Raw genomic sequence first — 14,616 nt, 5'->3', positions numbered from 1 at the left:
TCAGACTTCCCCTCCTAATACTATGGGAAGCTCTTGCAGTGAGCTAATGCTGTAGCCTGTAATCCCCCGTGATCTTAGAACGTCTGTCCAATCTGTGCTGCTATTCGTTTCTGATAAATTCCCTATATGAATGTGCGACGGAGTCATCCCTCTGCTGTCAGCCCAACGTAGTGCATCCAGTACAGGCTGACCACGTTGAGGACTAATTAGCACGAAGTATGAGCCTTTAGGGAACATACGGTAACCTTTTTCCAAACGGGATATGAGTGGACCGTGCCCTTCGGCGTTAAGATCGATCAAATATTGAATCATTTTCTGACGCTCAGCAGCACCTTCAACAGGTGCAAATACCTTCGTGGTCTTATCCAAACAGCAAAGACCGATCCCAATTCGCTCTCGAATGCCGAATCCAAGTAGTGAGGCTGCGACGGAGACTGCGAGTTCAAATTGGTTCGAATTCATATAAGCAGAAGCAGAGCCGTCCAGAACTAGAATGGTCTTGGGAATCGACTCATGCTCGAACTCTTTGGACTTCCACGAGCCTGTCTTTGCCGTTGCATTCCAATGAATGCGTGTTAGGCGGTCGCCATATACGTAGTCGCGTACACCGTTAATTTGGGTAGTCTCACGTCGTGATTGAACAACAGAGGTCTGTGGCCCAGAAAGACGGGATTTTCTTTCATATAACTGCCAGCGCGGAACATAGATTGCACGAGGCAACACCTGAAACTGGCCTTCAGCCAGAAAAGTACCTTTATGCTCAACAAGGCCAAAAATATCTTGGCTGATGATATCCGTATCTGAAAATGTATAAGTGCCCCGTTCGAGAACTGGTGTCTGAAACCGCAGTTCCCCAAGTCCTCTGAGGCTGGGAATCAGGCTTTCCTCAAATACCCAGGATTCGCCATTATGCCGTTTCAGAACTTCCCTAACAACTACATAAGGTAAAGGCAAAATCCCCGGGATTGTGACCTTCAGACCTACACGAAGATACCCACCGGCAGAGAGCAAATCTCCCTTATCCTGTTCGGCATAAAAACTGCGAACACCCTTAGCCCGCCGAACGCCTCCCAAACCTCCAGCAATCAGATATGCAATAAGTACAGAGACCATAATAAACAACATAAATGCAGTTTTACCGCCCTGAAATAGTACATATAAGAGCGTAATACTCCAAATTACAAGGATGCTGGCGAACTTAGTAGGCTGAATGCGAGCTGCCATCGTAGACAAATAACGTCTCATATTATTGCCTCATCGTAACAGGCACTTGAATGCTCTGCAGAAGCTTTTGAAGCAGTGAATCTACGCTAACATTATCTAGGCGCGACTCTGGACGCAGCAATATACGATGACCCAAGGCAAATGGAGTAAGCACCTTTACGTCATCTGGAAGCACATAATCTCTTCCCTGTAAGAAAGCATAAGCTTTACAAGCCAGCATAAACGATAACGAAGCTCGTGGACTTGCACCGAGCAATACAAGCGGATGCTCTCTTGTCTGGCGCACAATATCTAACAAGTAATTCAGTACAGGATCACTCATATAAATCTCACGAATCTCCTCCTGAATACTAGCGATCTGCTCCATACTAGTGACAGCCGTAAGCCTGTCCACTGGTTGACCTTCTTGATGGCTCAACAATAGATTTTTTTCGGTTGCTGCATCAGGATAACCAAGACTAATTCTTAGCATAAACCGATCCAACTGAGCTTCCGGCAACGTGTAGGTTCCCTCAAAATCTATCGGATTCTGGGTGGCGCACAACATAAATGGATGCGGCAGCGGATAGGTCTCCCCATCTACGGTTACATTTCGTTCCTCCATCACTTCCAGAAGGGCGGATTGTGTCTTTGTGGTGGCTCGGTTAATTTCATCGGCCAGCAGGATATTCGTCATCACTGGACCTGGGCGGAAATGAAACATCTCGTCTCTCGGATGATACACAGATACACCGGTAATATCACTCGGAAGAATATCCGGATTACATTGTATCCGGCGATACTCTCCGGACATTGATCTGGAAAGTGCGCGAATAAGCTGGGTCTTTCCTGTTCCCGGTACATCCTCGATCAGAACATGACCACCGGCAAGCAGCGCTGTTAGCAGCAATTGTATTTCAAATGATTTTCCAAGTATGCAGGATTCTAGATTATTACGGACAGCATTCATGATGTGCATTGATTCTTGACGAACGGGCATATATGATCCTCCTAGGTCAGAATAAGCAGTAATATTTATATTTTACATGATTAGGGGACCCAAAGTACATTGTTGAAGCTTACGAAGTGTAAACAAACCAAAAACCCGCAGGACAAAATGTCCCGCAGGTTCTAATCTAAATCGCTAAAATCCCATTATCCTTTAGGCCGAACAACCAATGCAGCCAGAAAAGAGAACACAATCGCTGACGAAATCCCTGCGCTCGTGATATCAAAAATCCCTGTAACTACACCGATCCAGCCATCCCTTTCCAGCTCTGTCAATGCTCCATGGACCAAAGAGTTACCGAAGCTTGTGATTGGAATGGTTGCGCCCGCACCCGCAAATTTCACAAGTGGATCATAGATGCCAAAAGCATCAGCAATCGCTCCGGCTACAACTAATGTACTCATCGTATGTGCAGGTGTCAGCTTCAATACATCAAACATCAGCTGGCCTATAACGCAAATGGCTCCTCCGATCAGAAAAGCCCATAAGTAAATCATCATTAAACTCCACCTCCACTTTCTATAGCAACAGCATGAGCCACACACGGAATGCTCTCTCCCTGCTGGTATGACAATGGGGATAATAAGGCTCCAGTTGCCACAATCAGCACCCGTTTTAGTTCACCTTTTTTAATACGCTTCAGTATATGACCATAAGTCACTACCGCGGAACACCCGCAACCACTTCCTCCGGCGATCACATACTTCTGTTTCTCCAAATTGTAGATAAGCAAACCACAATCATCAAAGGTTGTTTGCTCCATTGGAATCCCTTCTTTAGCTAATAAGGTTTTCGCAATGGGCAAGCCTACAGATGCAAGATCACCTGTAACAATTAAGTCATAATGCCCGGGGGATAGTCCTGTATCCCGAAAATGCGCAGTGATCGTATCCGCCGCCGCCGGTGCCATCGCTGTTCCCATATTAAAAGGATCTGTCAAACCGAGATCCATTATTCGTCCAAGGGTAGCCGAGACCACTACCGGATTGTTGCCAGTCCCATCATTCTGACCTACTACAGCACAGCCCGAGCCTGTGACCGTATATTGCGCCGTTGGCGGCTTCTGTGAACCGTATTCGGTAGGATAACGAAATTGCTTCTCCACCGTACAGTTATGGCTGGATGTTCCCGCGAGCACGTATTTGCTGCCTCCGGAATCAACGATCATAGAGGCAATTGCAAGGCTCTCCATAGAAGTGGAGCAAGCACCAAAAACTCCAAGATAAGGCACACCTAATTTTCTTGCCGCGAAGGAGCTGCTGATAATCTGGTTCATCAAATCTCCGCCAACAAAAAACTCCAGCTTCTCCTTATCCAGGTTTGCATTAATCAGTGCCAATAGGGAGGCTTTTTCGAAAAGAGCCCGCTCAGCCTTTTCCCATGTTTTTTCACCCATTTCCAAGGAATCAAATATAAAATCAAAATCTGACGTTAATGGACCCTCTCCCTCTTCAGGACCCACTACAGCGGAAGAGCCTAAAATAACGGGACGGCTCGTGAACTCCCAAGTCTGACTGCCAAGCTGTTTCATGTATGTGCACCTCCGCCAACGCCTAAAAAGAGATAGACGATACCAATTATGAAAGCAGCAACGGCACCAAATACGATGACTGAACCCGCCAGCTTGAACATATTGCCGCCCACACCGAGCACAAGTCCTTCCGCACGATGTTCAAGAGCTGCTGAGCACATACTGTTCGCAAAACCAGTAACCGGAACCGCAGTTCCTGCACCGGCCCATTGCGCCAGTTTGTCATACACGCCAAAGCTGGTCAGGATTACAGAAAGTAGAATCATCGTCGCTACAGTTGGACTTGCGGCTTCTTTGGAGGTCATATCGAATATTGCCATATAAGCCTCCTGAATCCCTTGTCCAATTACACAGATTAGGCCGCCAGCAAGAAATGCTCGCACACAGTTTTTGAATACGGGCCTAGCGGGTACAAAGGGCTTGGACAATTTCTCGTAATCTTGCGGGGTCAGGGTATCAAGCTTCAGCTTGACACCCGATTTTTTCGTTTTCGCCGGCATTGAGGGCACCTCCTGAAAGTTAGGCGAAGGGGGCTGACAAGCATCATAGTAGTACTCACTTTGAGCCCCTCAAGTTGTTTCTTCGCTTAGAAGTTTTCCTTATTGTTTGCCATACCCCGCTTCGTTATGTCCCTCCAATTCAGGAAAAATACAGTAACACAACTATCAGCAGCAAGAACAGCACAAGAATAAGCACTGCTTCCTTTTCCAGAGAGTTGTGGCGCCAGTAACGTCTGCGCGCTCCGCTAACCTTTAGGTTTCTTTTGGAGTATCCTCCCTGCACCCTTCTTTTGGGTACACTACCTGCTACCCTCATTTCCTTCGCATCCTTTCTAAAGCTCCTGCCACCAGAGCCCCTATTGCATTGTATTCGCGGAGCGTTCACCGGGTGTTCATTTGTCTCTTTAGCATGGACAAGTGAGCTCACAATGTTCATACTAAGTGGCAGGAAGAAATAACGTTGTCGTCCATTTTGGATGGCAACCGTTTCTCGTAGAACTATAAGGATGATGTATAACGCAAAGCTTATACGTCCTTATATTTTAATAAAGGAGTGATTTCAAATGAATCAAGAAACATTGGATCTATTCAAAACACTTACCGAATTCCCTGCAGCCCCGGGCTTTGAGCGCGAACTCCGCGCTTACGTCAAGGATGCTATGACACCTTATACCGAAGAGTTCGTGCAGGATCGTCTCGGAAGTCTGTTCGGCGTATTGCGCGGTGAGGAAAACGGGCCAAAAATTATGGTCGCTGGACATTTTGACGAAGTGGGCTTTATGGTCACCGGAATTACTAGCACCGGAATGATTCGTTTTCAACCGCTAGGCGGATGGCTTGCTTCTGCTGTTGCTTCCCAGCGTCTCCAAATCATTACACCAAAAGGCACATTGACCGGTGTTGTTGGCAGCACGCCTATCCACCTACTAAGCGCAGAAGAACGCGGCAAGACGGGCGAAATTAGCAAAATGTATATTGATATCGGTGCAGACAGCCGTGAAGAGGCAGAAAGCTTTGGCGTCAGACCAGGTCAACAAATACTGCCGATCTGTCCGTTCACCCCGCTTGCCAACCCTAAAAAAATCATGGCTAAAGCGTGGGATAACCGTTACGGTGTAGGTCTCGCCATTGAGCTGGTTAAGTCATTACACGGCAAAAAGCTGCCTAATACTGTTTATGCTGGTGCTACTGTACAAGAGGAAGTCGGACTTCGTGGAGCACGTACAGCCGCTAATCTTCTGTCCCCAGACATTTTCTTCGGCTTGGATGCGAGCGCTGCTGCCGATATGACCGGGGATAGCCAAGCCTTTGGCCATTTGGGAAAAGGCGCTCTCCTGCGCATTTATGATCCTACGATGGTTACACATCGCGGCTTAATCGAATATGTACAAGACACAGCGGATACTCACAAGATCAAATACCAGTATTTTGTCTCCCAAGGTGGAACAGATGCAGGTCAGGTTCATGTAAGTGGCATCGGCGTTCCTTCCGCAGTCATCGGAATATGCTCCCGCTACATTCATACTGCTTCATCAGTTATTCATAGCGATGACTACGAAGCTGCTAAAGAGCTGTTAGTTAAACTGGTAGAAGGCCTCGACCGCACTACACTGCAAACGATTATTGAGAACAGCTAAGTTCTTATTTTTAAAAGAGCAGCGATCCTTTTTGAAGGATTGCTGCTCTTTTTTGGGTCGGGGCTTACGGACCTGTGTCACTTGCGCCCCAGTGGTGTTTACAAACCCCGATATTACTTCTAAAAAACAATTGTGCTTATGAACCCCGTTGCCCGCTGATCCCGCCATTGGTACTACGACGAATCCATGATGCTTACGAACCCACGTTGTTTATTGTTTACGCTCCCAAGGTTACTTGCTTACGGCGACGAAACATTGTTTATTGTTTACGCTCTCAAGTTGCTTGCTTACGGCGACACGTTGTTTATTATTTACGCCCCCCATATTGCTTCGGACTCAGATGACGCTATTTGCTAATTTAGAGCCTTTTGAGTAAAGTTGCGGACCTCAGAGACACTATTCCAGAGAAATGGGCTCATAATCGGTGTCATTTATGCTAATAGCGACTATGGTGTCCGATATTCCTCCAAAAGTGGCATAATTCTGCGTTTAAGATCATCTGTGTCCTATAGAGACTCCCCCTATCTCTTTTCATATAAAAAAAGCCCGCCTCAACGGCGAGCTCTTTGACAATTCTCAGACAGCTATATCAACTCATATCCAACGGCACTTTCCACGAAGGTATCGGGAAAGCCTCATCCAGCTTCCATCTTTCTTCTTCACTCAGCGTAATTAAACCTGCAGCAGCATTCTCAATTACATGCTCACGTGAAGAAGCTTTTGGAATCGTAATGATGTCCTCCTCGCGGATCGTCCAAGCTAACATAATTTGTAGTGGGGTTGCGTTATGAACACGGGCAATTTCCTGAACTGCCTCACTCTCGATAACCCCTTTGCGGAGCGCGCCTGCTTGTGCAAGCGGAGAGTACGCCATTACGGGCATGCGGTGACTTTTCTGCCATGGCAGCAATTCAGCTTCGATGCCCCTCGACCCTAAATGATACAGCACCTGATTCATAGCACAGTGAGTCCCCCCAGCTATACTAAGCAGCTCTTTCATATCGTCAACATCGAGGTTCGATACACCCCATCTTGCTATTTTACCTTGAGAGACCAGTTTCTCCATGCCTTCCACAGTCACTTCAAGCGGAATATCTCCCCGCCAGTGCAGTAAATAGAGATCCAGATGATCCGTATTCAGTCGTTGCAAGCTTTCTTCACAGCTGCGAATAAGATTCTCGTTGCCGGCATTATGTGGGTATACTTTGGATACCAGAAAAACGTCATCCCGAATTCCTTTAATAGCGTCACCTACTAAAAGCTCTGAGTTTCCTTCCCCATACATCTCCGCCGTATCTATCAAATCCATGCCTAATTCCACGCCTAATCTAAGAGCAGCAATTTCTTCCTCTCTACGGGAAGCATCATCACCCATATTCCAAGTTCCCTGTCCTATTCTAGGCACAGAGGTACCGTCTGGAAGCAGCATGCGGTTAGCTCGGTTCACTTTCACAATTTCAGCCAAATGCTCGATTGAATCCTTAGTCATTGTAAAAATCTCCTTACCGATAAATTGTATACTTACTTTATACGACCTTTATGACCCTTTCGAAACATCTGAATCGTGTCTAATTTATAACTTATCTTTCCTTTAGGAGAAATCCTTTAGGAGAGAAAAAGTAACAAATTGATTGCTAACTACGCTATCAACTTCAGCCCCACTGCCGCTCCCAGTATCATAAAAATACAGATAACCCGCCGCCAGTCTTTGGCCTCCCCATATAAAAGCATCCCCAAAATTGCTCCACCGGATGCACCGATCCCCGTCCATACCGCATAAGCTGTGCCCATAGGCAAACTTTTCATTGCAAATGATAGAAAAAGAAAACTTCCTCCAAAACCAAGGAAGAGCAGCAAAAACGACTGCAGATTCCGGTATTTATTCAACCTGTTGATCATAGCCACTCCGAACATTTCAAACAATCCTGCAACAACCAAAAATGCCCATGCCATTTAAGACTCCCCCTTTATTTCAGTTTCTTTGATATCTTTGGTTTCGTTAGTTACCATTTTCAGACCTATAACTCCTGCCAGCAAAATAACCACCAGTACCAGCTTCATTAGCTTGAAGGGTTCACCGAATAAAACCATGTCCGCAATGACTGTTCCTGCCGTCCCCAGCCCAACAAATACAGAATATACGGTACCCACCGGTAATTTACTGCTTGCTGAAATAATGACATAGAAACTTATGATTATGGCTACAACTGTAATCAGCCACTCCCATACGCTTGAAGCATGCTTTAAACCTATGACCCACATGACTTCGAAAATCGCAGCGCCAACTACCTTCAGCCACTCTGAATTCTTTTTCATTTCAAGCCCTCCTTCAATTCTCCATAACTTATGATTGCCCACGGACAAACAAATAAGCCCGGAAGGTCATCGCCAAATGGCGATACCTCCCGGGCTTTTATCCCTCCGTGTAGACACAAACTTAATGTTCGTGCGTTTTCCCTCGGACCAGACCAGCTGTGCACCCGCTGCGGAACCCTAGAAAACAAATAAATGATTAAGTTACATCGTATGGTAGCAAATCGGGCGTATAAAAGCAACCTTTTCTATTCCGAGCGTAATTAAATCATAGTATAAAATTCCATAAAATTATAAAATAGATATAAATTTCATTCGATTATCTAGGAAAAGAGGGTAATTCATGTTTCTTTCCAGACATTTTAACTGCGTCCCTCTAGTGGAAGGCATTTATTGCCTTGAAGCGAAGGAGCAAGGCGGAGCCATGAGTAATGCCGGTTTGATAGATATGGGTGATTACACATTAATCTTTGATACATTCAACACTCCACAAGCTGGCAAAGATCTTAGGGATGCCGCTCTGTATTATTTTAATAAACCTATCAAATACATCGTCAACAGCCATTGGCATGGAGACCACGTTAGAGGGAACCAATTCTTCTCGGATGAAGTAATCATATCCTCCAGTAGAACTAGAGAGCTCATGATAAAAACTCAACCAGACTGGCTTGCCCGAATGAAGAAACTGCTTCCTAATCTTGAAGAAGATCTTACGAAGCTTAATACATCTCTCGAGCTCGAACTGAACGATTCCAAACAACGAGAGCTCCTTTCGCAAATAGGTTATTTACAAGAAACCAAAGAGTCTATACTAACGCTTGAAGTAACCCTTCCCCAACTAACTTATGACCGCAAAATGACTATACATGGCTCGGCAAGGACCGTTGAACTCCTATCGGTGGGTACTGCCCATACGGAATGCGATTCTATTCTATTTTCTCCATCCGATTCTTTAGCTTTTGTTGGAGATATTGTCGCAGTTGATAATCATCCATTAGTAGTAGACGGTAATCCCTTATCCTGGTTGGAGGCACTTACTTATGTCGAGCGCTTAGATGTGAACATAATTGTTCCCGGTCATGGGCCCGTTACTCAAAAACATTATCTACAGCAAATAAAACGGTATATAAATGATATAATCCATATTAGCGAATCATTGATACGCGAAGACATGAATGTGAATGTGAACCATATAGAAATTCCCGAGCCTTATCTGGGCTGGAATTATGGGAGTATTTTTTACAGAAATCTTGAGTTTTTGACGAAAGCAGCTAGTAACTAATTTTTGGAGTTGAAAGGAGCGGTTCGTTATGGTTTTTGGGATACTATTTGTAGGTGTTGCTGTATTTATTATTATACAAGCCGTAATACGTAATGGCTCGAGCTCAAACAAAAGTACCTTTGATAGAAATAGGCAAAATGATGCCGCCAACATGTCTTTTATGGCTGCCAGTCATCCGGATCTGCTGGATCCAAACCACTCTAACCACTCTAATCATTCTAACCACCACCATAATCACCACGGAGATCACTCGCATCACCATTCTGGACCTGACAGCGGGGGGCATAGCTGGGGTGGAGACGGCGGACATAGTGGCGGTGGAGACTTCGGTGGGGGTGGAGATGCTGGCGGGGGCGGTTGTGATTAATTGAAAAGAAACGAAAAGGACATCCCTGATCCTTCAGGAATGCCCTTTTTTTTAATGCTCATTTATGATACTGAGAATTTTAGCTTGATTTTGGCTTAATAACTTTTCGGCACCGTGCGGATGGAGCGTTCTAGCTTATCTTATTGATTAAATTGAAAACGGCTAAGCAGTACCTCACCATTAAAGATGAGATAAACATCGGTAGTTTCAGATTCCACGGACACTTCACCAGTAAGTGTGTTCCACTGCTGCAACACGCCACCCGACGGTACAGTCACAGATCCAACCAGCTTCCCTGCTGGGCTGCCCGTTCTGATCTCAAGGGTGCCACCTTTTGCAGAGGATACCAAGGCTTCAAAAGCTCCTGCCCCTTGCTCGAACAATACATCTTTAAAAGCGATCCAAGCGCCATCTTTTACCGGATGTATGGAAGCACCGCCTGCTTTGCACTCGTCCAGATATACACCTTCGTAGTCATCGTAATTCTCTGCTTTGGTATTGATATACAGATTACGCGACGGAATAACGTCCCCCTGGACCGATAGTTGAGCGGATAATTGGATGTCAGCAGATGAACGGCCGATCAGAACCATATACTCTCCATTTTCCACGCAATATTGCTCACGGGTAACATCCCAGAATGCCAGCTCGGCAACCGGTAACGTAAACTCTATGGTTTGCGATTGACCTGCGGTTAGGTTTACTTTTTCAAAACCCTTCAACTGTTTAATCGGACGTTTGACCCGGGAATTCAGAGCTTGCACATAAAGCTGCACCACTTCGTCCCCATCAACAACGCCTGTATTCTCTACTTGAACAGAAATTTTCAGCGTCTCATTCGCTTGCAGCTCCTTAGCGCTTAGGCTTAGGTTGCTGTAGGAAATTTGGGCATAACTTAAGCCGTGTCCAAACGCATACAGTGGCTCTCCGTCAAAGTACATATATGTTCTTTTGCCTTTGATAATATCATAATCCATCAGCTCAGGCAGCTGTTCTACAGAACGGAACCAAGTCATGTTCAGCTTGCCGGAAGGACTGTAATCGCCGAAAAGAACTTCTGCCACCGCATTGCCCAGCTCTTGTCCACTGTGGGAGGTATACAATACAGCCGGGATGTTCTCGTCAATCCAAGTGGAAGTTATCGGGTAACTGCCGACAATGACTACAACTGTATTCGGGTTCGCTGCATAGACAGCCTTGACCAGTCGCTCTTGCTCCTCTGGAAGCACAATATCCGGTCTGTCGATTTCTTCTTTTCCGTTAAGGAGTGGATGGTTGCCCACAAAAACCACAGCGATTTCAGCCGCCTTGGCAGCTTCTACTGCAGCCTCTATGCCGTTAGTTACGATGTTCTTTTTGAAAAGACGTGCTTGCGCATTGGCATCCTGATCTGCCGCCTGCAGCGTTCCATCTTCCGGATTCACCGAGATCATTTTATCATTCCAGGTCCGCAAAGATACCGTATCTTCGCTTTCCGGAACGATGTTAATCGATTCTTTTACAAACCAGCCGTAAATTTCCTCAGCAGATGCTGTAAGAGTCTCTGCTTCGCTTAAAGTTACATACTGACCGCGACTTGTCGACTTCAGAGTATTGCTAGTCCAGCCCCAGGCTGTATGTTGGAACAATTCTCCGTGCGCTGCTATGTCATGCTGTACAGCCAGTCTTCCGTCCTCACCTGTGATTCCAATGGCTTGGCCGTTTGCAGCTGAAGTAAGAATGATCTGATCTGCGCCACTCTCAAAAGTAACGTGTTTACCAGGCAGCTTTTTGCTAACCCCCTGCAGCGGAGTCACTCCATAAGGTAATGTGCCAGAATACCAGTCTCTAAAAGCTTCATCACCAAGTGGACCAATAATCGCCAATTTGCTCAGACTGCTTTTGCTCAATGGCAATGTACCTTGGTCATTCTTCAACAATACTATCGATTGTTTCGCTGCTTCCAAGGAGAGTGCGGTATGTTTTTTGCTAAGTATAACGGAATCGTCGATCGCTGCGTATGGGTTCCCTTCAGCCGGATCGAACTCTCCCAGACGGAAACGAACTCTGAAAGTGTTGGCAAGCGCACGATCCAAATCTTCCTCTGCTAAGAGGCCTTGGTCTAGTGCTTCGTGAAGAACCTTGATTGTCTCTGCGGTTTCTTCTGTTACGCTGTCAATTCCATTTTTGATAGATTCAGCCATCGATTGTGCAAAAGATTCATAATACTTGTGATCCTTCACAATCCCAAAAAGATCGCCGGCATCGCTTACGATAAAGCCATCCATTTCCCATTCGCCTTTGACCACATCCATTACTGCCGGATGAAGAATAACAGGCACGCCATTCACCGAGTTATAAGCGGTCATCATGGACTGTGCGCCACCTTCTTGAAAAGCAGGCTTAAACGCTTCCAAATAATACTCCCGCATATTTCTCGGATCGATGCTCGCGGAGCAGTTCCCGCGTTCAATCTCATTATTGTTGCCGAGGAAATGCTTCAGCGTTGCTACCGCTTTCAAATAGATCGGGTGATCACCTTGGATTCCCTGCACAAGTGATGTGCTGAGGCGTCCGGTCAACTCTGGATCTTCGCCGTAAGCTTCCTCGGTTCTTCCCCAACGCGGGTCACGTTCCATATCCACCGTTGGCGCCCATAATGTCAGACCGTTCACCGTTGGATTCTTTTTGTAAAAGGCTCTAGCTTCATCTCCGATGGCCGAACCAATCTCCTTCAGCAGCTCTGGATTCCAAGTACAAGCCAGTCCGCTCGGCTGAGGAAAAGAAGTCGCTTTTCCAAGCCAAGAAATCCCGTGCGCCGCTTCCGTACCATGCTTGTAGGCCCCAACACCCAAACGCTCTATGGCAGCTTGATACTGAGGCATCAGGCTTACTTTTTCATCAAGTGTTAATCTGGAGATCAGATCCTGCACTCGCTCATTTAAAGGTAAATCAATCTGTTGAAATGGATATTTAGCTATATCTGTTCCCATCAAAATCGCTCCTTCGTCTCTTGTTGATAGCGGTTTCATTCATTCCCGAGGACAATCCTTCGAAAAAACACCCATACGTCCTATCCATCTAATCATAGAAGATTCCCCTCCTCCGCAACACCTTAACAATCTAAATAGAAATCAGGTCATAATTAGAGATTTAGGGGGGATGATGTGAGTGTGAGAGCATGGGTTTGCTCATTATTCGCTCCATCTCCACAATCTGCGGGATTTCTACCGTTCATTCGCCCACTTCTCGCTCCACGCCTCCAATCTACGGGATTTATACCGTTCATTTGCTCACTTCTCGCTCCACGCCCACAATCTACGGGATTTATACCGTTCATTCGCCCACTTCTCGCTCCACGCCTCCAATCTACGGGATTTATACCGTTCATTTGCTCAATTATCGCTGTACGCCCACAATCTGCGGGATTTCTACCGTTCATTTGCTCACTTCTCGCTCCACGCCCACAATCTGCGGGATTTATATCGTTTATTTGCCCACTTCTCACTGCACGCCTCCAATCTACGGGATTTATACCGTTTATTTGCCCACTTCTCACTGCACGCCTCCAATCTACGGGATTTATACCGTTTATTTGCCCACTTCTCACTGCACGCCTCCAATCTGCGGGATTTATACCGTTTATTTGCCCACTTCTCACTGCACGCCTCCAATCTGCGGGATTTCTACCGTTCATTTGCTCACTTCTCGCTCCACGCCCACAATCTACGGGATTTATACCGTTTATTCACCACAGCTGAATATCGTTAAGTGAATGTACATATTCATAGCGACAAACCCTCCCACTCACCTGGGAAACTATCGGCTTAAACTTACCTTTCTCACAAAGTGACCTCATACATTTCCTAACTGTACGCAGATCAATGCCAAGCTCCCTCACCAAATCAACAGGCCGAATGTCCCCGTTCGAACGCACCGCAATTTGCAAAATATCACGCTCCAGTCGGCTAAACGCCTCCTTCTCTTCTGTCCTTAAAGCGAGGTACGGCATCAGTAATGATCTCAACAAAAAAATAGTATTCTCAGGACTCGCTTCCAGATCATCATAGGGTATCGCAACTACCCGATAACCCGCAATTTGTAGATAAGTCTCTCGATTCAATTCCTGCCGATAACGCGTCCGATCTGTGTTTTGCACATGTGGACCGTAACCTTTTACCTCAAAAGCAAACTTAACCTGCCCAGGCTTCCACGCAAAATCAACAAAATAAGGCCATCCCCGCCAATCCAACACTTCATATTCAGGATGAAGATCATTAAAATGACCCATCATTGGCCACCAAACCTTCTCCACAAACATCCGCTCACCATGCCCATGTCCCCGCTCCAATCTCCCCCGTCTTTCTCCCGTTCTTCGACTAATATGATCTTCCACCCACTTACGATGTTCTTCCGTAAACCCCATAACGTTCTCCTCCTCCTTGGCATAAAAAAATCCCGCACCCAATTATGGATGCGGGACGTGCTTCGTCCTATTACTCAAAAGTATAGTATTCGCCTTCTTATGCTGTCAATGACACTCTACATTCAACGTTAGCACTCAAGCTAAACATGCTTACCTATTAAAAAATCACATTGGTTAAAGTGAGTCGCATTAAAGTAAGTTCAGTTACAGTTAGCTCATTTAGAGTCAGATCACTAAAATTAGTTCAGCTAGAATTCGATCACTACAGTAAGTTCAGCTACAGTTAGATCACTACAGTAAGTCCAGCTAGAGTTAGATCACTACAGTTCAGTTAGAATTAACTCAGCAAGAGCAATCACGGTTAAGTAA

General features: G+C 45.9%; 14 protein-coding genes and 1 riboswitch. Of the genes, 4 read left to right on the top strand and 10 right to left on the bottom strand.

Going from position 1 to position 14,616, the window contains the following annotated elements; translation table 11 throughout:
- The 5 genes from NST58_RS08515 to spoVAC all read right to left on the bottom strand — a co-directional run bounded on the left by NST58_RS08515 (nt 1) and on the right by spoVAC (nt 4,243).
- Entirely contained in the window at nt 1-1,245 is a 1,245-nt protein-coding gene (locus tag NST58_RS08515) for a DUF58 domain-containing protein (protein ID WP_076185303.1), read from the bottom strand.
- Between the two features lies 1 nt (nt 1,246).
- The gene (locus NST58_RS08510) at nt 1,247-2,203 is read right to left on the bottom strand and encodes a MoxR family ATPase (protein ID WP_076125188.1); all 957 of its coding nucleotides are present in this window, start codon (nt 2,201-2,203) and stop codon (nt 1,247-1,249) included.
- 155 nt (nt 2,204-2,358) lie between these two features.
- Nucleotides 2,359-2,709, bottom strand: coding sequence for a stage V sporulation protein AE (spoVAE, locus tag NST58_RS08505; protein ID WP_036675923.1), 351 nt, complete (start codon nt 2,707-2,709; stop codon nt 2,359-2,361).
- Nucleotides 2,710-2,711: 2 nt separating this feature from the next.
- Nucleotides 2,712-3,743 (bottom strand): stage V sporulation protein AD, encoded by a 1,032-nt coding sequence (gene spoVAD / locus NST58_RS08500; RefSeq protein ID WP_076185304.1) that lies wholly within the window; start codon nt 3,741-3,743, stop codon nt 2,712-2,714.
- The gene (gene spoVAC / locus NST58_RS08495) at nt 3,740-4,243 is read right to left on the bottom strand and encodes a stage V sporulation protein AC (RefSeq protein ID WP_076125192.1); all 504 of its coding nucleotides are present in this window, start codon (nt 4,241-4,243) and stop codon (nt 3,740-3,742) included. The genes spoVAD and spoVAC overlap by 4 nt, the downstream gene beginning before the upstream one ends.
- Nucleotides 4,244-4,806: 563 nt before the next feature.
- Between spoVAC and NST58_RS08490 the strand changes: the two genes are divergently transcribed.
- On the top strand, nt 4,807-5,880 hold the full coding sequence (locus NST58_RS08490; protein ID WP_339247296.1) for a M42 family metallopeptidase: 1,074 nt from the start codon (nt 4,807-4,809) through the stop codon (nt 5,878-5,880).
- A 589-nt stretch (nt 5,881-6,469) separates the two neighbouring features.
- Here the strand turns inward: NST58_RS08490 and NST58_RS08485 are convergent.
- The 3 genes from NST58_RS08485 to NST58_RS08475 form a co-directional block, all read right to left on the bottom strand.
- Entirely contained in the window at nt 6,470-7,369 is a 900-nt protein-coding gene (locus NST58_RS08485) for an aldo/keto reductase (RefSeq protein ID WP_076098851.1), read from the bottom strand.
- Between the two features lie 149 nt (nt 7,370-7,518).
- The gene (locus NST58_RS08480; RefSeq protein ID WP_076125196.1) at nt 7,519-7,833 is read right to left on the bottom strand and encodes a multidrug efflux SMR transporter; all 315 of its coding nucleotides are present in this window, start codon (nt 7,831-7,833) and stop codon (nt 7,519-7,521) included.
- Nucleotides 7,834-8,196 carry a multidrug efflux SMR transporter gene (locus tag NST58_RS08475; RefSeq protein ID WP_036675723.1) on the bottom strand — a complete coding sequence of 121 codons (363 nt, stop codon included), beginning with the start codon at nt 8,194-8,196 and terminating at the stop codon, nt 7,834-7,836. It lies immediately after the preceding gene.
- An 84-nt stretch (nt 8,197-8,280) separates the two neighbouring features.
- A riboswitch (guanidine-I (ykkC/yxkD leader) is annotated at nt 8,281-8,388 on the bottom strand.
- A gap of 148 nt (nt 8,389-8,536) precedes the next feature.
- On the opposite strand from NST58_RS08475, the gene NST58_RS08470 reads away from it, so the two are divergent.
- Nucleotides 8,537-9,475, top strand: coding sequence for an MBL fold metallo-hydrolase (locus NST58_RS08470; RefSeq protein ID WP_076305041.1), 939 nt, complete (start codon nt 8,537-8,539; stop codon nt 9,473-9,475).
- Nucleotides 9,476-9,503: 28 nt separating this feature from the next.
- Nucleotides 9,504-9,842, top strand: coding sequence for a hypothetical protein (locus NST58_RS08465; protein WP_076220329.1), 339 nt, complete (start codon nt 9,504-9,506; stop codon nt 9,840-9,842).
- Between the two features lie 140 nt (nt 9,843-9,982).
- Here NST58_RS08465 and NST58_RS08460 read toward each other — a convergent pair whose 3' ends face one another.
- Nucleotides 9,983-12,814: a glycoside hydrolase family 3 C-terminal domain-containing protein gene (locus NST58_RS08460; protein ID WP_339247291.1), complete on the bottom strand. Its 2,832-nt coding sequence runs from the start codon at nt 12,812-12,814 to the stop codon at nt 9,983-9,985.
- A 188-nt stretch (nt 12,815-13,002) separates the two neighbouring features.
- Between NST58_RS08460 and NST58_RS08455 the strand changes: the two genes are divergently transcribed.
- The gene (locus tag NST58_RS08455; protein WP_339247289.1) at nt 13,003-13,596 is read left to right on the top strand and encodes a hypothetical protein; all 594 of its coding nucleotides are present in this window, start codon (nt 13,003-13,005) and stop codon (nt 13,594-13,596) included.
- Here the strand turns inward: NST58_RS08455 and NST58_RS08450 are convergent.
- Entirely contained in the window at nt 13,570-14,247 is a 678-nt protein-coding gene (locus NST58_RS08450; RefSeq protein ID WP_076220878.1) for a winged helix-turn-helix domain-containing protein, read from the bottom strand. The two genes, NST58_RS08455 and NST58_RS08450, sit on opposite strands and share 27 nt — an antisense overlap.
- Between the last annotated feature and the right edge of the window lie 369 nt (nt 14,248-14,616).

It is taken from the genome of Paenibacillus sp. FSL R10-2796 (genome assembly GCF_037965315.1).
Lineage (GTDB): Bacteria > Bacillota > Bacilli > Paenibacillales > Paenibacillaceae > Paenibacillus_AQ > Paenibacillus_AQ odorifer.
The sequence above is the reverse complement of the archived record's forward strand: the minus strand, read 5'-3'. Positions and strand labels throughout refer to the sequence as shown.

Bases quoted from the DNA above. Each gene is read 5' to 3' on its own strand.
- NST58_RS08515 (WP_076185303.1), bottom strand. From the start codon at position 1,245: ATGAGACGTTATTTGTCTACGATGGCAGCTCGCATTCAGCCTACTAAG.
- NST58_RS08510 (WP_076125188.1), bottom strand. From the start codon at position 2,203: ATGCCCGTTCGTCAAGAATCAATGCACATCATGAATGCTGTCCGTAAT.
- spoVAE (WP_036675923.1), bottom strand. From the start codon at position 2,709: ATGATTTACTTATGGGCTTTTCTGATCGGAGGAGCCATTTGCGTTATA.
- spoVAD (WP_076185304.1), bottom strand. From the start codon at position 3,743: ATGAAACAGCTTGGCAGTCAGACTTGGGAGTTCACGAGCCGTCCCGTT.
- spoVAC (WP_076125192.1), bottom strand. From the start codon at position 4,243: ATGCCGGCGAAAACGAAAAAATCGGGTGTCAAGCTGAAGCTTGATACC.
- NST58_RS08490 (WP_339247296.1), top strand. From the start codon at position 4,807: ATGAATCAAGAAACATTGGATCTATTCAAAACACTTACCGAATTCCCT.
- NST58_RS08485 (WP_076098851.1), bottom strand. From the start codon at position 7,369: ATGACTAAGGATTCAATCGAGCATTTGGCTGAAATTGTGAAAGTGAAC.
- NST58_RS08480 (WP_076125196.1), bottom strand. From the start codon at position 7,833: ATGGCATGGGCATTTTTGGTTGTTGCAGGATTGTTTGAAATGTTCGGA.
- NST58_RS08475 (WP_036675723.1), bottom strand. From the start codon at position 8,196: ATGAAAAAGAATTCAGAGTGGCTGAAGGTAGTTGGCGCTGCGATTTTC.
- NST58_RS08470 (WP_076305041.1), top strand. From the start codon at position 8,537: ATGTTTCTTTCCAGACATTTTAACTGCGTCCCTCTAGTGGAAGGCATT.
- NST58_RS08465 (WP_076220329.1), top strand. From the start codon at position 9,504: ATGGTTTTTGGGATACTATTTGTAGGTGTTGCTGTATTTATTATTATA.
- NST58_RS08460 (WP_339247291.1), bottom strand. From the start codon at position 12,814: ATGGGAACAGATATAGCTAAATATCCATTTCAACAGATTGATTTACCT.
- NST58_RS08455 (WP_339247289.1), top strand. From the start codon at position 13,003: ATGGGTTTGCTCATTATTCGCTCCATCTCCACAATCTGCGGGATTTCT.
- NST58_RS08450 (WP_076220878.1), bottom strand. From the start codon at position 14,247: ATGGGGTTTACGGAAGAACATCGTAAGTGGGTGGAAGATCATATTAGT.